Raw genomic sequence first — 14775 nt, 5'->3', positions numbered from 1 at the left:
GATAAACCGCGTCGCCTGAATCGCGAGCAGGCTCGCTCCCACAATGGGCCAGGTTACTTCCAGAGGTGGATGGGCCAGCCGGCTTTTTCGGCATGCTCAAGCAATACCGGATCCGGGTTCACAACGTGTGGGAAATCTACCTTCAGCAATAGCGGCAAATCATTACGCGAGTCGGAATAAAAACTCGCGCCTTCCAGGTTTTCTTCTTCCGCATCCAGCCATTCCAGCAAGCGCGTGATCTTGCCTTCGCGGTAGGTCAGGGTGCCGACGGTGTTGCCGCTATAAACCCCATGCGTCACTTCCAGCTCGATCCCGAGAATTTCGTCGATGCCCAACCGGTCGGCAATCGGCCTGACCAGGTGCGTGCCCGATGCCGAGATTACCAGAATCCGGTCACCCGCCTTGCGGTGCGCGGCGATGGCTTTGGTGGCGTCGCTGAAGATGATCGGCTCGATGAAGTCTTCCACCCAAGGCCCGACCAAATGGTCGACCTCTTCCGGCGTGCGCCCGATCATCGGCTCCAGGCTGAAGGTCATGTAGTCCTCCATCCGCAGTTTGCCATGGCTGTAAGCGTCCATCAGTTCGTTGTTCTGACGCATGAACGACTCGGGGTCGACCCAGCCCAGGCGGCCCATTTGCTCGCTCCAGAGGGTGGCGCAGTCGCCGTGGATCAGGGTTTCGTCCAGATCAAAAATTGCCAGGGCCATCAGTGCAGTTCTCTCTTCAACATCAGCAAAGGCATCAGGCTACCTCACACAGGGCCGTCGGATCGATGGAAAGCGCCAGGCGCTGACCATCGGGATGCAGGTCGGCCGCCGAGCGGTTCAGCACATCCACCACCAACTCCACGCCCCGGGCTTCGATCCGGTAGCGAATCACGTTGCCCAGCAGGCTGTGGCTGCGCACGTGTGCATCGAGTTCGCCGTTCAGGCTCAGTTCGATGGCCTCGGGGCGAATAGCGATGCGATGGGAGATCGGCCGTTGTAACAGTTTCGTCGCGCTGTCGGCGTCCAGCAGGTTGTAGTTGCCGATGAAGCCGGCGGCAAAAACATCCACGGGGGCGGTGTAAAGGGTTTCGGCGTCGCCGCTCTGTACGATCTTTCCCTGATTCATCAGGAAAATCCGGTCAGACATGGTCAGCGCTTCTTCCTGATCGTGTGTGACGAAGATAGTTGTCAGGCCGAGTTCACGCTGGATCTGACGGATCTGTTCGCGCAAGTGCTTGCGAATCCGCGCATCGAGGGCCGACAGCGGTTCATCGAGCAACAACAGCCGCGGTCGGGTCACCAAGGACCGGGCCAACGCGACTCGCTGGCATTGGCCGCCTGACAGTTGATGCGGATAACGCGCAGCAAAATCATTCAGCTCCACCAGTTTCAGCACTTCGGCGACACGCTTCTGGCTGTCGTCGCCGTTGACCTTCTGCATGCGCAAACCGAAGGCGACGTTCTGTTCCACCGTCATGTTCGGAAACAGTGCGTAGCTCTGGAACACCATGCCGATCCCGCGTTTTTGCGGGCTCAGCGGCACCAGGTCGTGACCATCGAGCAGGATCTTGCCGCCATCCACCGATGTCAGCCCGGCGATGCACCGCAGCAGCGTGGACTTGCCGCAACCGGACGGGCCGAGCAGGGTGACGAATTCGCCTTTCTGGATTTCGCAGTTGATGTCGCTGAAAACCGTAGTGCCTGCATAGTTTTTTTGCAGGTGTTGGACGCTGACATAGCTCATTCGCTTTTGTCCTTGTTCAAGATATTGGCAGCCCAGGTCAGAACCAGCACGAAGAAGAAGTAGGAAATCACCAGCGCACTGGTGAAATGGCCGCTGCTGTTGCGCATGTTATTGAGGTAGACCTGCAGGGTTTCGTAACGGGTACCGACAAGGATGTTGGCGAACACGAATTCACCGAACAGGAACGAGAACGACAGCAGCAGTGCCACCATCAGGCCCTTGCGCAGGTTCGGCAGCACCACCAGGAATGCCGCTTGCCAGGTGCTGGCACCGAGCAGTTGGGCGGCGTCCATCAGGTCGCGCAGGTTGATCGCTTGCAGGTTGTTGGTGATTGCCCGATACATGAACGGCAGCGCCACGGTGAAGTAGCAGCCGATCAGAATCCACGGCGTCCCGACCATCGCGAACGGCCCCGAGCCGTAGAGCTGCAATAGCCCCACCGACGACACCACCGGCGGCACCGCAAAGGGCAGCAGGATCAGGATGTTCATCAGCGCGTCGAGTTTCGGGAAGTGGTAATGCACCACGAACAGCAGCGGCAGAATCAGCACCACCGACAGAATCAGCGAGCCGACGCAGACCAACAGCGATTGCCCGAACGCGTGGAGGAACCGTGGATCGCTCCACAGCTGGATGTACCACTTGAAGGTAAAGCCGCTGGGCAGAATAGTCGCTGACCAACTGCTGGCGATCGAGTAGATCAGCGTTCCGAACAGCGGCAACAGCAGAATGGCAAACAGCAGGTAGACCACGACCCGGTGGTAGACACCGACAGGGCCCAGTTCAGCGCGAGACATGGTAGCTCCTCTTCAACAGCAGCTGATGGACGATGGTCACAAGGGTCATCAACGCCACAAGCACCACGGCCAGGGCACTGGCCAGGTTCGGGTCCAGGGAAATGTCGCCAGAGACCATCGCCGCGATGCGGATCGGCAGCACGTTGAAGTTACCGGTGGTCAGGGCATACACCGTGGCATAGGCGCCGAGGGCGTTGGCCAGCAGGATCACGAACGTGCCGAGCAGCGCAGGCGTCAGCACCGGCAAGCCGATGTGTCGCCAGAACTGCCAGCCGTTGGCGCCCAGCAGCGCAGCGGATTCACGCCAGTCTTCGCGCAGGGCGTCGAAAGCCGGATAGAGCAACAGCACGCCGAGGGGAATCTGGAAATAGGTATAGAGGATGATCAGCCCGGTTTTCGAGTACAGGTTGAAGTCCTGAATGATCCCGGCCTGCTTGAGCATGATGGTGATGCTGCCGTTGAAACCCAGCAGGATGATGAACGCGAAGGCCAGGGGCACGCCGGCGAAGTTGCTGGTCATGTTGGCGAAGGCGTTGACGAAATTACGCAGTTTCGAGTCGACCCGGCGCAGGGAGTAGGCGCCGAGCACCGCGATAATGATCCCGAACACGCTGGACCAGAAACTGATCTCAAGGCTGTACTGGATCGCCTGCAGATAGAACTTCGAGTTGAAGATCTTGGTGAAGTTGGCCAGGCCCCAGCCGAACTCTTCCGATTCCAGGCTGTTGATCATCACCCAGAGCAGCGGGGCGATCTGGAACACGATGAAGAACAGGGCGAAGGGCACCAGGCACAGCGCCGCCAGCCATTTGCCGCGAGTCATGGCGTTCACTTGAGTAGCTCCCGGCACACAGGTTTGTCGTGAGCCACACCCAGCAGTTCGCAGACGGTGCCGCAGATTTCAGTCTGTTTCGGTGCGGCGCCGGCGTTGAAACTGAAGGCGTCGCCGAGGACGAACAGCGGCACTTCGCGTTCTTCCGGCAGCAGGCCGTTGTGGGAACGGTCGTTGTTCATGCCGTGGTCGGCGGTCACCAGCACCTGGTATCCGGCATCGAGCCAGCCTTGCAGGTAGTCGGCGAGGAATATGTCGGCGAAGCGGGCACTGTTGCGGTATTGCGGGGTGTCGAGACCGTGCTTGTGCCCGGCGTCGTCGATGTTCATGGGGTGCACCAGCAGGAAGTTCGGTGCGTGACGCAGGCGCAGGTTTTCTGCGTCGGCGAACAGGTGCGAGTCCGGGTAGTGATCGCTCCAATAGAAGTGACCGTGCTGGATCGGCAGTTTGGGGTCGTCGGTGTGACGATCCCGGGCGGCAACGAACGGCGAACGGTTGTACAGCTCGCTGACCCAGTGATAGGCCGCGGCGGCGGTTTTAAGGCCGGCGTCGGTGGCGTAGTGATAGATGCTGCGCTGGTTGGACAGGCGCGAGACATTGTTGTGGACGATGCCACTGTCGATCGGCGTGACGCCGGTCAGGATGCATTCGTAAAGTGGTCGGGACAGGGCCGGCAGTTCGCACTCCAGTTTGTAGAGCGCCGCGCGTCCTGCGCCAACGTAAGCCTGCAGGTGCCCCATGGCGTGGCGCGCGACCTCGTAATTGAGGCCGTCGAGCACGACAAGGATGACGTTGTGCTTCATAGGGGCGGAACTCCGCAAAACAGGTGTCAGAAACTTGGATTCACCACGGTCCACTGTGGGAGTGAGCCTGCTCGCGATCTCGGTTGTCCATTCAACATTGATGTTGAATCCAAGTCCGCTATCGCGAGCAGGCTCGCTCCCACAGGGATCTCCACTAGCCCTCCAAAGGGTGGGCTACAGCGTTATTGCATGTTGATGATGACTTCTTCCTGCCACTTCTGAGGAAGGGCCTTGGAGGTTTTCTCCCACGCGTCCGCATCCTTGATCGGTGTCACGCCTTTGTACTGCTCGTTAGGCAGCAGTTTGGCCTTGACGTCATCCGGCAGTTTGACGTGCTCGGCGCGGATCGGACGGGCGTTGCCGCGCGCCAGGTTGATCTGGCCGGCGTCGCTGAAGATGTATTCGCGGGTCAGCTTGGCGGCGTTCGGGTTCTTGGCGTATTTGTTGATGATGGTGGTGTAACCGGAAATCACCGAGCCATCGGATGGAATCAGCACGGTGTAGTCATCCGGATTGGCCATCTTGGCTTTGTAGCTCAGGCCGTTGAAGTCCCAGACCACGCCGACTTCGATTTCACCCTTTTCCATGGTGGCGATTGTCGGGTTGGCCATCGACAGACGACCTTGTTTGGCGATGTCGGCGAACAGCAACAGGGCCGGCTGAAGGTTTTTCTCGTCGCCACCGTTGGCAAGCGCGGCAGCCAGTACACCGTTGGCAGCCTGTGCGGCGGTGCTCACGTCACCGATAGAGACCTTGTATTTGCCGGTCTTGAGGTCAGCCCACTTGGTCGGTGCGTCGGAGCCGTGTAGCAACTTCTTGTTGACGATGAACGCGATGGTGCCGGTGTAGGCCAGCGCCCAGTTGCCGTCCTTATCCTTCGCCCAGTCCGGAATCTGCTCCCAGGTCGTTGGCTTGTAAGGTTGCACGACGCCTTGCTTGACCGCGATCGGGCCGAAGGCTGCACCCACATCGCCGATGTCGGCACTGGCGTTGTCTTTCTCGGCGGCAAACTTGGCGATTTCCTGGGCCGAGCTCATGTCAGTGTCGATGTGTTTCAGGCCGTATTTCTTGGCCAGGTCTTCCCAGGTGCCTTTCCAGTTGGCCCAGTCATCGGGCATCCCGACACTGTTGACCGCACCTTCCGCTTTCGCAGCGGCTTCCAGAGTTTTCAAATCGGTATCAGCGGCCATGGCGGCGGTGCACATGGCAATGGTCGAGCCTAACAGTGATGCCAGGAAAAGCTTTTTCATCCGAAGCTCCTTTGGGCGTTTTCAACGCTGCGATTGCGGTTGTGTTGGTCTAGGTCAGCAATACCTGAGCCAATCTAAGCGCCTCTGATGACATTTTGATGTCGACCACCGGTCTGCCTATATTTTTTGCACGACAATGCTCAGGCTTCGCAGTAAGCGTAGACCATGGCTAAAGGGCTGATATGAAAGGACTTGGCCGTGAAATTGCAGGCCTCTGGCGCAACCGTTCGGCGGCTTTGTCATCTGCCAGTCATAAGCAGTGCCTAGGCTTGCAGGAAGTTGATGGAGCCGTTTGGAGTCACGGTTCTGCCCCGAAACAGTGCTGGTCTAGTCCAGATAGGTAACGTTGATGCGCATCGAGACAACCAAAGCGGTGACAGCCATCGGGCAGGTTCTTCAGGAACAGCTCGATCACGGGTTGTTGGCGCCCGGCAGCAAGTTACCGGCCGAGCGCAAACTCAGTGAGTTGTTTGGCACTACCCGGATCACCGTGCGTGAGGCGTTGTTGCAGTTGGAGGCCCAGGGCCAGATTTATCGCGAGGAGCGTCGGGGCTGGTTCGTCTCGCCACCGCGCCTGGCCTATAACCTGATGCAGCGCAGTCACTTTCACGCGATGGTCAGCGCTCAGGGACGGGTGCCGTCCACCGAGGTGATTTCAGCGCGGTTGCAGCCGGCGTCGGCGGCGGTCTGTGCCTGGCTGCAGTTGCCGGCGTTGTCGAGCGTGATTCAGATCTGCCGGGCGCGGCGGATCGATGAACGACTGGTTTTGTATGTGGAGCACTATCTGAATCCGCAGTTTTTTCCGGGGATCCTGGAGTTCGATTTGAATCAGTCGATTACCGAGCTGTACGCACGGCATTACGATTTGCACTATGGGCGGGTGCGTTTCGAGATTGTGCCGACGGCGTTGTCGGTGGATGCGGCGGCGGCCTTGCGGGTGACGGTGGGGAGCCCGGGATTGCGGATTGCGCGGGTCAACTACGATCAGCATGAACGGCTGATCGATTGTGATCTGGAGTTTTGGCGGCACGATGCGATTCATGTCGGGGTCGATGTGGTGTGAGCCTGGCCGCCACAGGACGCTCCTTTCTTTATCCGAAGCGGTAAATGTCCATGCCCAGGGCACCCATGGTGAATCCCTGATGGGCCACGCTGAAGGTTCCTCCGGCGCTGCGGGCAAAATACAGCGGCAGCAAATGTTCATCACTCGGGTGGTTGCGCGCGGCGTTCGGTGCTTGCTGGCGGTAGTCGTGCAGCGCGGCTTCGTCGTCCGCCTGGAGTTTTTCGATCATCCAGTCGCGAAATGCCTTGGCCCAGGGCTCGACGCTTTCCGGGCCGGCGTGCCAGTCCAGTTCCCGCAGGTTATGGGTGATGCTGCCGGAGCCGATCAACAGCACACCCTGTTCGCGCAGGCTGGCCAGTGCATGACCGACGCGGGTTTGCAGGGCCGGGCCGCCGCGGGTGGGCAGCGAGACTTGCACCACCGGAATGTCTGCCTGCGGATACATCAACGACAACGGCACCCAAACGCCATGGTCGAACGGCCGTTTGGTGTCGATGCGCGCAGGCAGACCATCGGTTTTCAACAGTTCGACGACCTCTGCCGCCAGTTGGGGATCGCCGGGCGCCGGGTATTGCACGTTGAACAAGGCCTGCGGAAAGCCACCGAAGTCATGCCATGTTTCAGGCTGAGGGTTGCCGCTGACCAGCAGCTCATTGCTTTCCCAATGCGCGGAAACAATCACGATGGCCTTGGGTTTCGGCAATTCGGCGGCCAGGCGCGCGAGTGCCGGCCCGCTGGCACCGGGTTCCAGGGCCAGCATGGGGGAACCATGAGAGATATACAGGCTAGGGAACATGAATGAGCTCCTGAGAGTTAAGATGGCGTCATCTTCAGTCAGATCATTGATCTAAATCTAATATAAGTTTTAGGGTGTTTTGATCGAATTTTCGGGGTTATTTATGCAGCCGGAGTTTTGGCACAAGCGGTGGCAGTCGAATCAGATCGGCTTTCATCTGACGCAAGTGAATCCTTATCTGCAACGGTTCTGGCCGCAATTGGAGCTGGAAGAGGGCGCGCGCGTGCTGGTGCCGTTGTGTGGGAAGAGTCTGGATCTGTTGTGGCTCGCACACCAGGGGCATGAGGTGTTGGGGATCGAACTGTCGGAAAAGGCCGTTGAGGACTTCTTCAGTGAGCATCAATTTGATCCTGACGTCAGTGAGCAGGGGCCGTTCAAGGTCTACCGCGCGGGGTCGATCGAGCTGTGGTGTGGCGATTTCTTCGAGTTGACGGCGGGTGATGTTGCCGATTGCAGCGCGCTGTATGACCGCGCCGCGTTGATTGCCCTGCCACCCGCGATGCGTGAGCAATACGCCGCTCATCTGAACCGGATTCTGCCGAAGGACGCGCTGGGGTTGTTGATTACCCTGGATTACGACCAGACGCAAAAGGACGGGCCGCCGTTTGCCGTACTCGATGATGAAGTGCAGCGATTGTTCGGGGCTTCGTGGGCGCTGAAGATTCTGGAAGATCAGGATGTTCTGGGTGAGAGCTGGAAGTTTATCGAGAGCGGGGTGACGCGGCTTGAGGAGCGGGTTTATCGGATTTCTGCTCGGTAATTGATGTTGTCAGTGCTGGCCCCTTCGCGAGCGGGCTCGCTCCCACAGTTGACCGAGCCGTTCAGGCGGGCGCTGTCTAATGTGGGAGCGAGCCTGCTCGCGATGAGGGCAGAATGAACACCTCATCAATCAGCAGACAAAAAAAGGCCCGCATCGCTGCGGGCCTTTTCTTTTAGTGCCGAGCCTCTCAGCCCCGACGACGCAGTGCGTCGATGCGCTCTTCCAGCGGCGGGTGGCTCATGAACATGCGGGCGAAACCTTGTTTCAGGCCACCGTTGATGCCGAAAGCCGTCAGGGTGTCCGGCATGTGCACCGGCAGACCCTGTTCCGCACGCAGGCGTTGCAGGGCGCCGATCATGGCGGCGGTGCCGGCCAGACGTGCACCGGCTTCGTCTGCACGGAATTCGCGTTTACGCGAGAACCACATGACGATGGCGCTGGCCAGGATACCCAGGACCAGTTCGGCGAAGATGGTCGCCACGTAGTAGGCGATGCCCTGGCCTTCTTCGTTCTTGAAGATCACCTTGTCGACAAAGTTGCCGATGATCCGCGCGAAAAACATCACGAAGGTGTTCACCACGCCCTGGACCAATGCCAGGGTGACCATGTCGCCATTGGCCACGTGGCCGATTTCGTGGGCCAGGACGGCTTTCACTTCATCGGGCGAGAATCGCTCGAGCAAGCCCTGGCTGACCGCGACCAGTGCGTCGTTTTTGTTCCAGCCAGTGGCGAAAGCGTTCGCCTCGTAGGCCGGGAAAATCCCGACTTCCGGCATCTTGATCCCGGCTTCGCGGGACAGTTGCTCGACCGTTTGCAGCAGCCATTGCTCATGACGTGTGCGCGGCTGGGTGATGATCTGGGTGCTGGTGCTCATCTTCGCCATCCACTTGGAGATGAACAGCGAGAACAGGGAACCGGCGAAACCAAAGACCGCACAGAAAATCAGCAGCTGATTGAGGTTCAGATCAACCCCGTTGGCCGCCATGAACCCGTTGAAGCCGAAAAGGCTCAGGGTGATGCTGGCAATCAGCACGACCGCCAGGTTAGTGGCCAAAAACAGCAGGATGCGCATCATGGTTGTAGAAATCTCCTCATACTAAAGATGTAGCGTACTGCGGGGTATATAAGGTGCTGCACCGGGCTATTCAACCGGGTGACTATTTCAAACTGTGTCCTACAGCAACAGTCTAGCTGCCTGCAGGGTATTTCCGACGTCGATACAGGAAGGGTTTGTCAGCCAATTAACGTCGCAGCCCCTGTCGTTGCTGGAGACGAGCATGCGGCATGGCATCAGCCAGCGATTGAAGCTGCAATGTCCGACAAGGCAGAAAGATATGTTGCTGAATCAATCAGCGTGCGACTTGCAAACGTCGCACGGTGACGGGCCACTTACTGGCGATAGGATTTGAGGAAGTTGCCGATACGCCCGATGGCCATGTCCAGATCGTCCACCCGCGGCAGGGTCACGACACGGAAGTGATCCGGCCATGGCCAGTTGAAGGCCGTGCCTTGAACCACCAGCAGCTTCTCGGAGAGCAGCAGGTCGAGCACGAATTTCTCGTCGTTGTGGATCGGGCAGACTTTCGGGTCGATCCGCGGGAACGCATACAGCGCGCCCATCGGCTTGACGCAGCTCACGCCCGGAATGTTGTTGAGCAGTTCCCAGGTACGGTTGCGCTGTTCCAGCAGGCGACCTTGCGGAAGTATCAGGTCATTGATGCTCTGATAACCACCGAGGGCGGTCTGGATGGCGTGCTGGCTCGGCACGTTGGCGCACAGGCGCATGTTGGCCAGCATGTCGATGCCTTCGATGTAGCTCTGGGCGTGGTGTTTCGGACCGGAGATGGCGATCCAGCCGGAACGGAAACCGGCCACGCGATAGGACTTGGACAGGCCGTTGAAGGTCAGGCACAGCAGGTCCGGCGCCAGCGAAGCGGTGCAGATGTGCACGGCATCGTCGTACAGGATCTTGTCGTAGATCTCGTCGGAAAAAACCACCAGATTGTGCTGGCGGGCCAGTTCCAGCATGCCCAGCAGGACTTCTTTGGAATACACCGCACCGGTCGGGTTGTTCGGGTTGATGATCACCAGCGCCTTGGTGTTCGGCGTGATCTTGGCCTTGATGTCGGCCAGGTCCGGCCACCAGTTGGCCTGCTCGTCGCACAGGTAATGCACCGGGTTGCCGCCGGACAGGCTCACCGCAGCGGTCCACAGCGGATAATCCGGAGCCGGTACCAGCACTTCGTCGCCGTTATTGAGCAGGGCCTGCATCGACATCACGATCAGTTCGGAAACGCCGTTGCCCAGGTAGATGTCTTCAATGCCGACGCCTTCCACCTGCTTTTGCTGGTAGTACTGCATCACGGCCTTGCGGGCGCTGAACAGGCCCTTGGAGTCGCTGTAGCCCTGGGCGGTCGGCAGGTTGCGGATCACGTCCTGGAGGATTTCATCCGGCGCTTCGAAACCAAAAGGCGCCGGGTTGCCGATGTTCAGCTTGAGGATGCGATGGCCTTCCTCTTCCAGGCGTTTGGCGTGCTTGAGCACTGGGCCGCGAATGTCGTAGCAGACGTTGGCGAGCTTGTTCGATTTGCTGACCTGCATGGCGATGTGTTCCCGAAAATGAACGATCCAGGCGGCGTATGAACGACCGTACTGGGAATCCTGCGTACTCACACAGGCCTGACGCCTTGAGAAGCAGCACCCATAAATCCGTTTGAATGCGCGTGGTCTGGCTGCCAGACTGGCGTTTGACGAGGCGCAATCATACGTGCCGCCCGATCTGTGGAAAAGGTACAGATCGGGCTTTTTCAGCTGCCGAGGTGTGACGATGGAAAAGTTGGAAAAAACCCTGGAAGAATGGCGAGCCATGCTCGATCCGGAGCAATACAACGTTTGCCGCCTCAAGGGCACCGAACGGCCGTTCTCCGGCAAATACAATGACAGCAAGGTCGACGGTGTTTACCACTGCATCTGCTGCAACGAGCCGTTGTTCGACTCCAAGACCAAATTCGACTCCGGCTGCGGCTGGCCTAGCTTCTACGCACCGATCGGCGACAGCGCCATGGTCGAGATCCGTGACGTCAGCCACGGCATGATCCGCACCGAAGTGGTCTGCGCCAAATGCGATGCGCACCTGGGGCATGTGTTCCCGGATGGTCCGCCGCCGACCGGTCTGCGTTACTGCATCAACTCGGTGTGCCTGGACCTGGTACCGCGCGGGTAATGCGGGCCCCGTACCGGATTTGTCGTTCACAACCGATCAGATTGATTTATTAAATTGCACGCAATTCAATTGCTCGCTATGTTTGTCTTCTCTTCCTTCCTATGGAGCCTGTGCCATGAGCGACAATTTGCTGAGCATCCCTTGCACCACCATCAAGGGTGAGCAAAAGACCCTGGCGGATTTCGCCGGCAAAGCCGTGCTGGTGGTCAACACCGCGAGCAAGTGCGGCTTCACCCCGCAATACAAGGGCCTCGAAGAACTGTGGCAGACCTACAAGGATCAGGGGCTGGTGGTGCTGGGCTTTCCCTGCAATCAGTTCGGCAAGCAAGAGCCGGGCAACGAAGGGGCGATTTCCGAGTTCTGCGAGCTGAACTACGGTGTCAGTTTTCCGCTGTTCAAGAAGATTGAGGTCAATGGCGCCAGCGCCCATCCGCTGTTCGTTCAACTGAAAAAACGCGCACCAGGCGTGCTCGGTTCCCAAGGCATCAAGTGGAACTTCACCAAGTTCCTGATCGGCAAGGACGGTCAGTTGGTCAAACGCTTCGCTCCGGCGACCAAGCCGCAGGACCTGAGCCGCGAGATCGAAGCCTTGCTCAAATGAACACGTTGTCAGTCGATTCCCTGAAGCTCGACAGCCAGCTCTGCTTCAAGCTGTACGCCGCCTCCCGGGCGGTGATCCGCGCCTATAAGCCGATGCTCGATCAGCTTGGCCTGACATACCCGCAATACCTGGCGATGCTGGTGTTGTGGGAATGGCAGGAGGTGGCACCGGAGCAGCCGACGGTCAAGGCGTTGGGCGAGCGCCTGGCGCTGGATTCCGGCACGCTGACGCCGCTGCTCAAGCGTCTTGAGCAACTGCAACTGGTTCAGCGCCAGCGCTCGGCGCGGGATGAGCGTGAAGTGCACCTGAGCCTGTCGCCGGCCGGCAAGGCCTTACGCGATCAGGTCGGGCCGCTCAAGGCTCGTTTGCTGTGCGATAGCGGCGTTGATCTGGATCGCCTGAATGATCTGCGCGATGGCCTGGATCACCTGTTGGGGCAAATCAAAGGACTGTCATAGTCGGCATCCACACGTCCAGCAGGGCGGCCAGTTCTTCCCGGCGAAAGGGTTTGGCCAGGTAGTCGCTCATGCCCGCGGCACGGCAGCGTTCGCGTTCTTCGGACATGGCGTTGGCGGTCAGGGCGACGATGGGCAACTGCGGCCAGCGCCCGCTGCGACGGATTTGTCGACTGGCCTCGTAGCCGTCCATCACCGGCATGTTGCAATCCATCAGCACCAGATCGAATTCGCTGTGTTCGAGCTGATCCAGCGCCTCGCCACCGTGAGCGGCGACGATCACCTCGCAGCCGAGTTTTCCGAGCATTCCCTTGGCCACCAGTTGATTGACCGGGTTGTCTTCCACCAGCAGCACGCGTCCGCGTCGTTGGGGGGAGAGCGCCTCCAGCCTGGCATCGTTAATGGTGTTGATTTCCGGCTGCAGGATTCGCCGCAGTGTCTGGTACAGGGCATTGCGCGCCAGGGGGCGTGCCTGCTGCTGCAAGGGTGCCAGGGCGCTGGCTTGTTCGCTGGGCATGAAACTGCCGTAAGCAGTCACCAACAGAATCGGCGCGGTACAGGCAGGGCGCAGGCCAAACAGGCATTCGGGGCAATCGGTGATCACCATGTCGGGCTCCAGGCCGATCATCGAGTCATCGATCGAGCGCTGCTGATAATCGAGTCCCCACCCCGGCAACAGGCTCTTCAACAGTTCGGCCAGGCCACTGCTGGCGGCGGTGATCGCGATGACGTTGCCCCGCAAAGAGGCCGGAGGCAGGGCTCGGGTGTGGCAAGGCAGTGGCAGGTCGGCGCAGAACTGGCTGCCGAAGCCCGCTTCCGAGCTGATGGTGAGGCGCCCTTGCATCGCTTCGCAAAGGTTGTAGGTCAGGGCCAGGCCCAGCCCGGTACCGCCGAACTGCCGGGTTATTCCAGCGCCGGCCTGGGTAAACGGCTGGAAGATCTTGACCTGAGCATCCTGGGCGATCCCGATGCCGGTGTCGCAGACTTCGATTCTGACGCCCTCTTCGAACGTCGACAGGCGCACATCGACCCGACCGAAACGGGTGAATTTGAGGGCGTTGGACAACAGATTACTGACGATCTGCCGCACGCGAGTCGGGTCACCAAGTACCAGCGCCGGGAAATACGGATCAATCAGACAGGTCAGCTCGACGCTTGGTGCGGCGTTCTGCGACAGCAGGTTGGCGGTGTCCTCGATCAGTGAGCCGAGGTCGAACGGAATGTGTTCGAGTTCGAGCTGGCCGGCATCGAACTTCGACAGGTCGAGAATATCGTTGAGCAACTCCACCAACACTTTGCCCGAGTCATGGGCGATGGACAGTTGCTGCTGTTGCTCGGCGTTGAGCGGGCCGTCGAGGGAAAGCGCGATCATCCCCAGCAGACCATTGAGGGGCGTACGGATTTCATGGCTCATGTTGGCCAGAAATACCGAGCGCGCTTCAGCCATGTCCAGGGCGGTGCTGCGGGCGACTTCCAGTTCATCGTTGGATTGGCTGAGCCGGGTGTTGATCGCCTTGAGTTCCGCGGTGCGGGCCGAGACGATGTTTTCCAGTTGTCCGAGGTAATCGGTCAAACGGTTTTCGGCGTTGCGCCGCTGCTGGATTTCGGTGGCGATGTTTTCGAATTGCTGGTTGGCCACCTTGACCAGTACACCGATTTCATCGTTTTCATGATTCGTAGGACACTCCAGCGACGTCGGCTCCGCGCTGCGCGGATCGCGGCTGCTGAGTTCGCGGATGACCCGTACCAACGGTTTGGTCAGCATCACGTAGAACAGCGCCAGCAGAATGCCGGTCAGGAGCAGGCTGCGGGCGAAGCCATTGAGCAGGGTCACTTCGGCCCGGCGCAGGAACCGGTTGCCGAAGGAGTAAGTGTCCACATCCAGTCGCAGCGTGCCGAGGGATTCGCTGGGCAAATGATCCAGATAGAGGCGGTCTTCGAACTGGCGGTTGGCGCCGAACAGGAAGTCGCTGATCACCCGATAATTGCTTTGCACGCCAGGGCGCTTGACGCTGGCCAGCACGGTGCCGTTGTTGTCGATCAATTGCGCGCCGATGATCGCTGGCGAGCGCAGCAGGCCCAGGGTCAGTTCCTGAGCCAGTTCGGCGTCGATGTTGTAGGCGATGCGGGACGCGGGGTTATGGCTGATTTCCAGCAAAGACAGGATTTCACGGTTGATGGAGGCGTCTTCACTGGCATAATCGATGCCTATTTGCAGCAGACTGAGCAGCGTGCCCAGAATGAAACCGACCAGCACGGTAAGCCGGGCTTGCTTGTAGGACAGCCGGTTGGTGAACTTGATATCCATGGGGTGTTGAACCACTTCCGTTTCCCTTCGCTGCTCAAGCATAGTCGATCATGCATGGATACCGAGGTTCTCGCACAGCCCTTGTAACCTGGGGGCTGCGGACACCAAGCGCTGAGTTTCGTCGCTGTACCGCCATCATTACTGTGAACGTGCCCG

Annotated in this window: 15 protein-coding genes; 5 read left to right on the top strand and 10 right to left on the bottom strand. The window is 59.4% G+C overall.

Annotated features, from left to right (window positions below; genetic code table 11):
* Positions 1–53: 53 nt before the first annotated feature.
* From ACYZUD_RS14560 to ACYZUD_RS14535, 6 genes are all read right to left on the bottom strand, one after another.
* A complete protein-coding gene (locus tag ACYZUD_RS14560) occupies positions 54–707 on the bottom strand; it encodes an HAD family hydrolase (RefSeq protein ID WP_462024630.1) in 654 nt (217 codons plus the stop codon).
* Positions 708–741: 34 nt separating this feature from the next.
* Positions 742–1731, bottom strand: coding sequence for an ABC transporter ATP-binding protein (locus ACYZUD_RS14555; RefSeq protein ID WP_462024629.1), 990 nt, complete (start codon positions 1729–1731; stop codon positions 742–744).
* Positions 1728–2528, bottom strand: coding sequence for an ABC transporter permease (locus ACYZUD_RS14550; protein ID WP_462024627.1), 801 nt, complete (start codon positions 2526–2528; stop codon positions 1728–1730). The genes ACYZUD_RS14555 and ACYZUD_RS14550 overlap by 4 nt, the downstream gene beginning before the upstream one ends.
* Positions 2515–3351: an ABC transporter permease gene (locus ACYZUD_RS14545; protein WP_462025044.1), complete on the bottom strand. Its 837-nt coding sequence runs from the start codon at positions 3349–3351 to the stop codon at positions 2515–2517. The genes ACYZUD_RS14550 and ACYZUD_RS14545 overlap by 14 nt, the downstream gene beginning before the upstream one ends.
* A 5-nt stretch (positions 3352–3356) precedes the next feature.
* Positions 3357–4163, bottom strand: a complete 807-nt coding sequence (locus ACYZUD_RS14540; RefSeq protein ID WP_462024626.1) for an alkaline phosphatase family protein — start codon at positions 4161–4163, stop codon at positions 3357–3359.
* Positions 4164–4345: 182 nt separating this feature from the next.
* Positions 4346–5413, bottom strand: a complete 1068-nt coding sequence (locus tag ACYZUD_RS14535; RefSeq protein WP_462024625.1) for an ABC transporter substrate-binding protein — start codon at positions 5411–5413, stop codon at positions 4346–4348.
* A 349-nt stretch (positions 5414–5762) separates the two neighbouring features.
* Here ACYZUD_RS14535 and ACYZUD_RS14530 point away from each other — a divergent pair, with 349 nt between their 5' ends.
* Positions 5763–6476, top strand: a complete 714-nt coding sequence (locus ACYZUD_RS14530; protein WP_282380139.1) for a UTRA domain-containing protein — start codon at positions 5763–5765, stop codon at positions 6474–6476.
* Between the two features lie 28 nt (positions 6477–6504).
* Here ACYZUD_RS14530 and ACYZUD_RS14525 read toward each other — a convergent pair whose 3' ends face one another.
* Entirely contained in the window at positions 6505–7272 is a 768-nt protein-coding gene (locus tag ACYZUD_RS14525; protein WP_462024624.1) for a DODA-type extradiol aromatic ring-opening family dioxygenase, read from the bottom strand.
* 103 nt (positions 7273–7375) lie between these two features.
* On the opposite strand from ACYZUD_RS14525, the gene ACYZUD_RS14520 reads away from it, so the two are divergent.
* A complete protein-coding gene (locus tag ACYZUD_RS14520) occupies positions 7376–8032 on the top strand; it encodes a thiopurine S-methyltransferase (RefSeq protein WP_462024623.1) in 657 nt (218 codons plus the stop codon).
* 187 nt (positions 8033–8219) lie between these two features.
* Here ACYZUD_RS14520 and htpX read toward each other — a convergent pair whose 3' ends face one another.
* Together htpX and ACYZUD_RS14510 are read right to left on the bottom strand one after the other, a co-directional pair.
* A complete protein-coding gene (gene htpX / locus ACYZUD_RS14515) occupies positions 8220–9107 on the bottom strand; it encodes a protease HtpX (protein ID WP_462024622.1) in 888 nt (295 codons plus the stop codon).
* Between the two features lie 314 nt (positions 9108–9421).
* Positions 9422–10633 (bottom strand): pyridoxal phosphate-dependent aminotransferase, encoded by a 1212-nt coding sequence (locus tag ACYZUD_RS14510; protein ID WP_462025043.1) that lies wholly within the window; start codon positions 10631–10633, stop codon positions 9422–9424.
* Positions 10634–10859: 226 nt separating this feature from the next.
* Between ACYZUD_RS14510 and msrB the strand changes: the two genes are divergently transcribed.
* The 3 genes from msrB (at position 10860) to ACYZUD_RS14495 (ending at position 12314) form a co-directional block, all read left to right on the top strand.
* A complete protein-coding gene (msrB, locus tag ACYZUD_RS14505; protein ID WP_309677132.1) occupies positions 10860–11255 on the top strand; it encodes a peptide-methionine (R)-S-oxide reductase MsrB in 396 nt (131 codons plus the stop codon).
* A gap of 115 nt (positions 11256–11370) precedes the next feature.
* Positions 11371–11856 (top strand): glutathione peroxidase, encoded by a 486-nt coding sequence (locus ACYZUD_RS14500; protein ID WP_128608283.1) that lies wholly within the window; start codon positions 11371–11373, stop codon positions 11854–11856.
* Positions 11853–12314, top strand: a complete 462-nt coding sequence (locus tag ACYZUD_RS14495; RefSeq protein WP_462024621.1) for a MarR family winged helix-turn-helix transcriptional regulator — start codon at positions 11853–11855, stop codon at positions 12312–12314. The genes ACYZUD_RS14500 and ACYZUD_RS14495 overlap by 4 nt, the downstream gene beginning before the upstream one ends.
* Here the strand turns inward: ACYZUD_RS14495 and ACYZUD_RS14490 are convergent.
* Complete coding sequence (locus ACYZUD_RS14490) at positions 12298–14619, bottom strand: hybrid sensor histidine kinase/response regulator (RefSeq protein WP_462024620.1); 2322 nt, start codon at positions 14617–14619, stop codon at positions 12298–12300. The two genes, ACYZUD_RS14495 and ACYZUD_RS14490, sit on opposite strands and share 17 nt — an antisense overlap.
* Between the last annotated feature and the right edge of the window lie 156 nt (positions 14620–14775).

It is taken from the genome of Pseudomonas sp. XS1P51 (assembly GCF_054897845.1).
Note: the sequence above shows the minus strand (reverse complement) of the source record. Positions and strands in the feature narration are given on the sequence as shown.

Coding starts and splice junctions, on each gene's coding strand:
- msrB (WP_309677132.1), top strand. CDS start 10,860: ATGGAAAAGTTGGAAAAAACCCTGGAAGAATGGCGAGCCATGCTCGAT.
- ACYZUD_RS14510 (WP_462025043.1), bottom strand. CDS start 10,633: ATGCAGGTCAGCAAATCGAACAAGCTCGCCAACGTCTGCTACGACATT.
- ACYZUD_RS14540 (WP_462024626.1), bottom strand. CDS start 4,163: ATGAAGCACAACGTCATCCTTGTCGTGCTCGACGGCCTCAATTACGAG.
- ACYZUD_RS14535 (WP_462024625.1), bottom strand. CDS start 5,413: ATGAAAAAGCTTTTCCTGGCATCACTGTTAGGCTCGACCATTGCCATG.
- htpX (WP_462024622.1), bottom strand. CDS start 9,107: ATGATGCGCATCCTGCTGTTTTTGGCCACTAACCTGGCGGTCGTGCTG.
- ACYZUD_RS14500 (WP_128608283.1), top strand. CDS start 11,371: ATGAGCGACAATTTGCTGAGCATCCCTTGCACCACCATCAAGGGTGAG.
- ACYZUD_RS14530 (WP_282380139.1), top strand. CDS start 5,763: ATGCGCATCGAGACAACCAAAGCGGTGACAGCCATCGGGCAGGTTCTT.
- ACYZUD_RS14525 (WP_462024624.1), bottom strand. CDS start 7,272: ATGTTCCCTAGCCTGTATATCTCTCATGGTTCCCCCATGCTGGCCCTG.
- ACYZUD_RS14520 (WP_462024623.1), top strand. CDS start 7,376: ATGCAGCCGGAGTTTTGGCACAAGCGGTGGCAGTCGAATCAGATCGGC.
- ACYZUD_RS14545 (WP_462025044.1), bottom strand. CDS start 3,351: ATGACTCGCGGCAAATGGCTGGCGGCGCTGTGCCTGGTGCCCTTCGCC.
- ACYZUD_RS14490 (WP_462024620.1), bottom strand. CDS start 14,619: ATGGATATCAAGTTCACCAACCGGCTGTCCTACAAGCAAGCCCGGCTT.
- ACYZUD_RS14550 (WP_462024627.1), bottom strand. CDS start 2,528: ATGTCTCGCGCTGAACTGGGCCCTGTCGGTGTCTACCACCGGGTCGTG.
- ACYZUD_RS14560 (WP_462024630.1), bottom strand. CDS start 707: ATGGCCCTGGCAATTTTTGATCTGGACGAAACCCTGATCCACGGCGAC.
- ACYZUD_RS14495 (WP_462024621.1), top strand. CDS start 11,853: ATGAACACGTTGTCAGTCGATTCCCTGAAGCTCGACAGCCAGCTCTGC.
- ACYZUD_RS14555 (WP_462024629.1), bottom strand. CDS start 1,731: ATGAGCTATGTCAGCGTCCAACACCTGCAAAAAAACTATGCAGGCACT.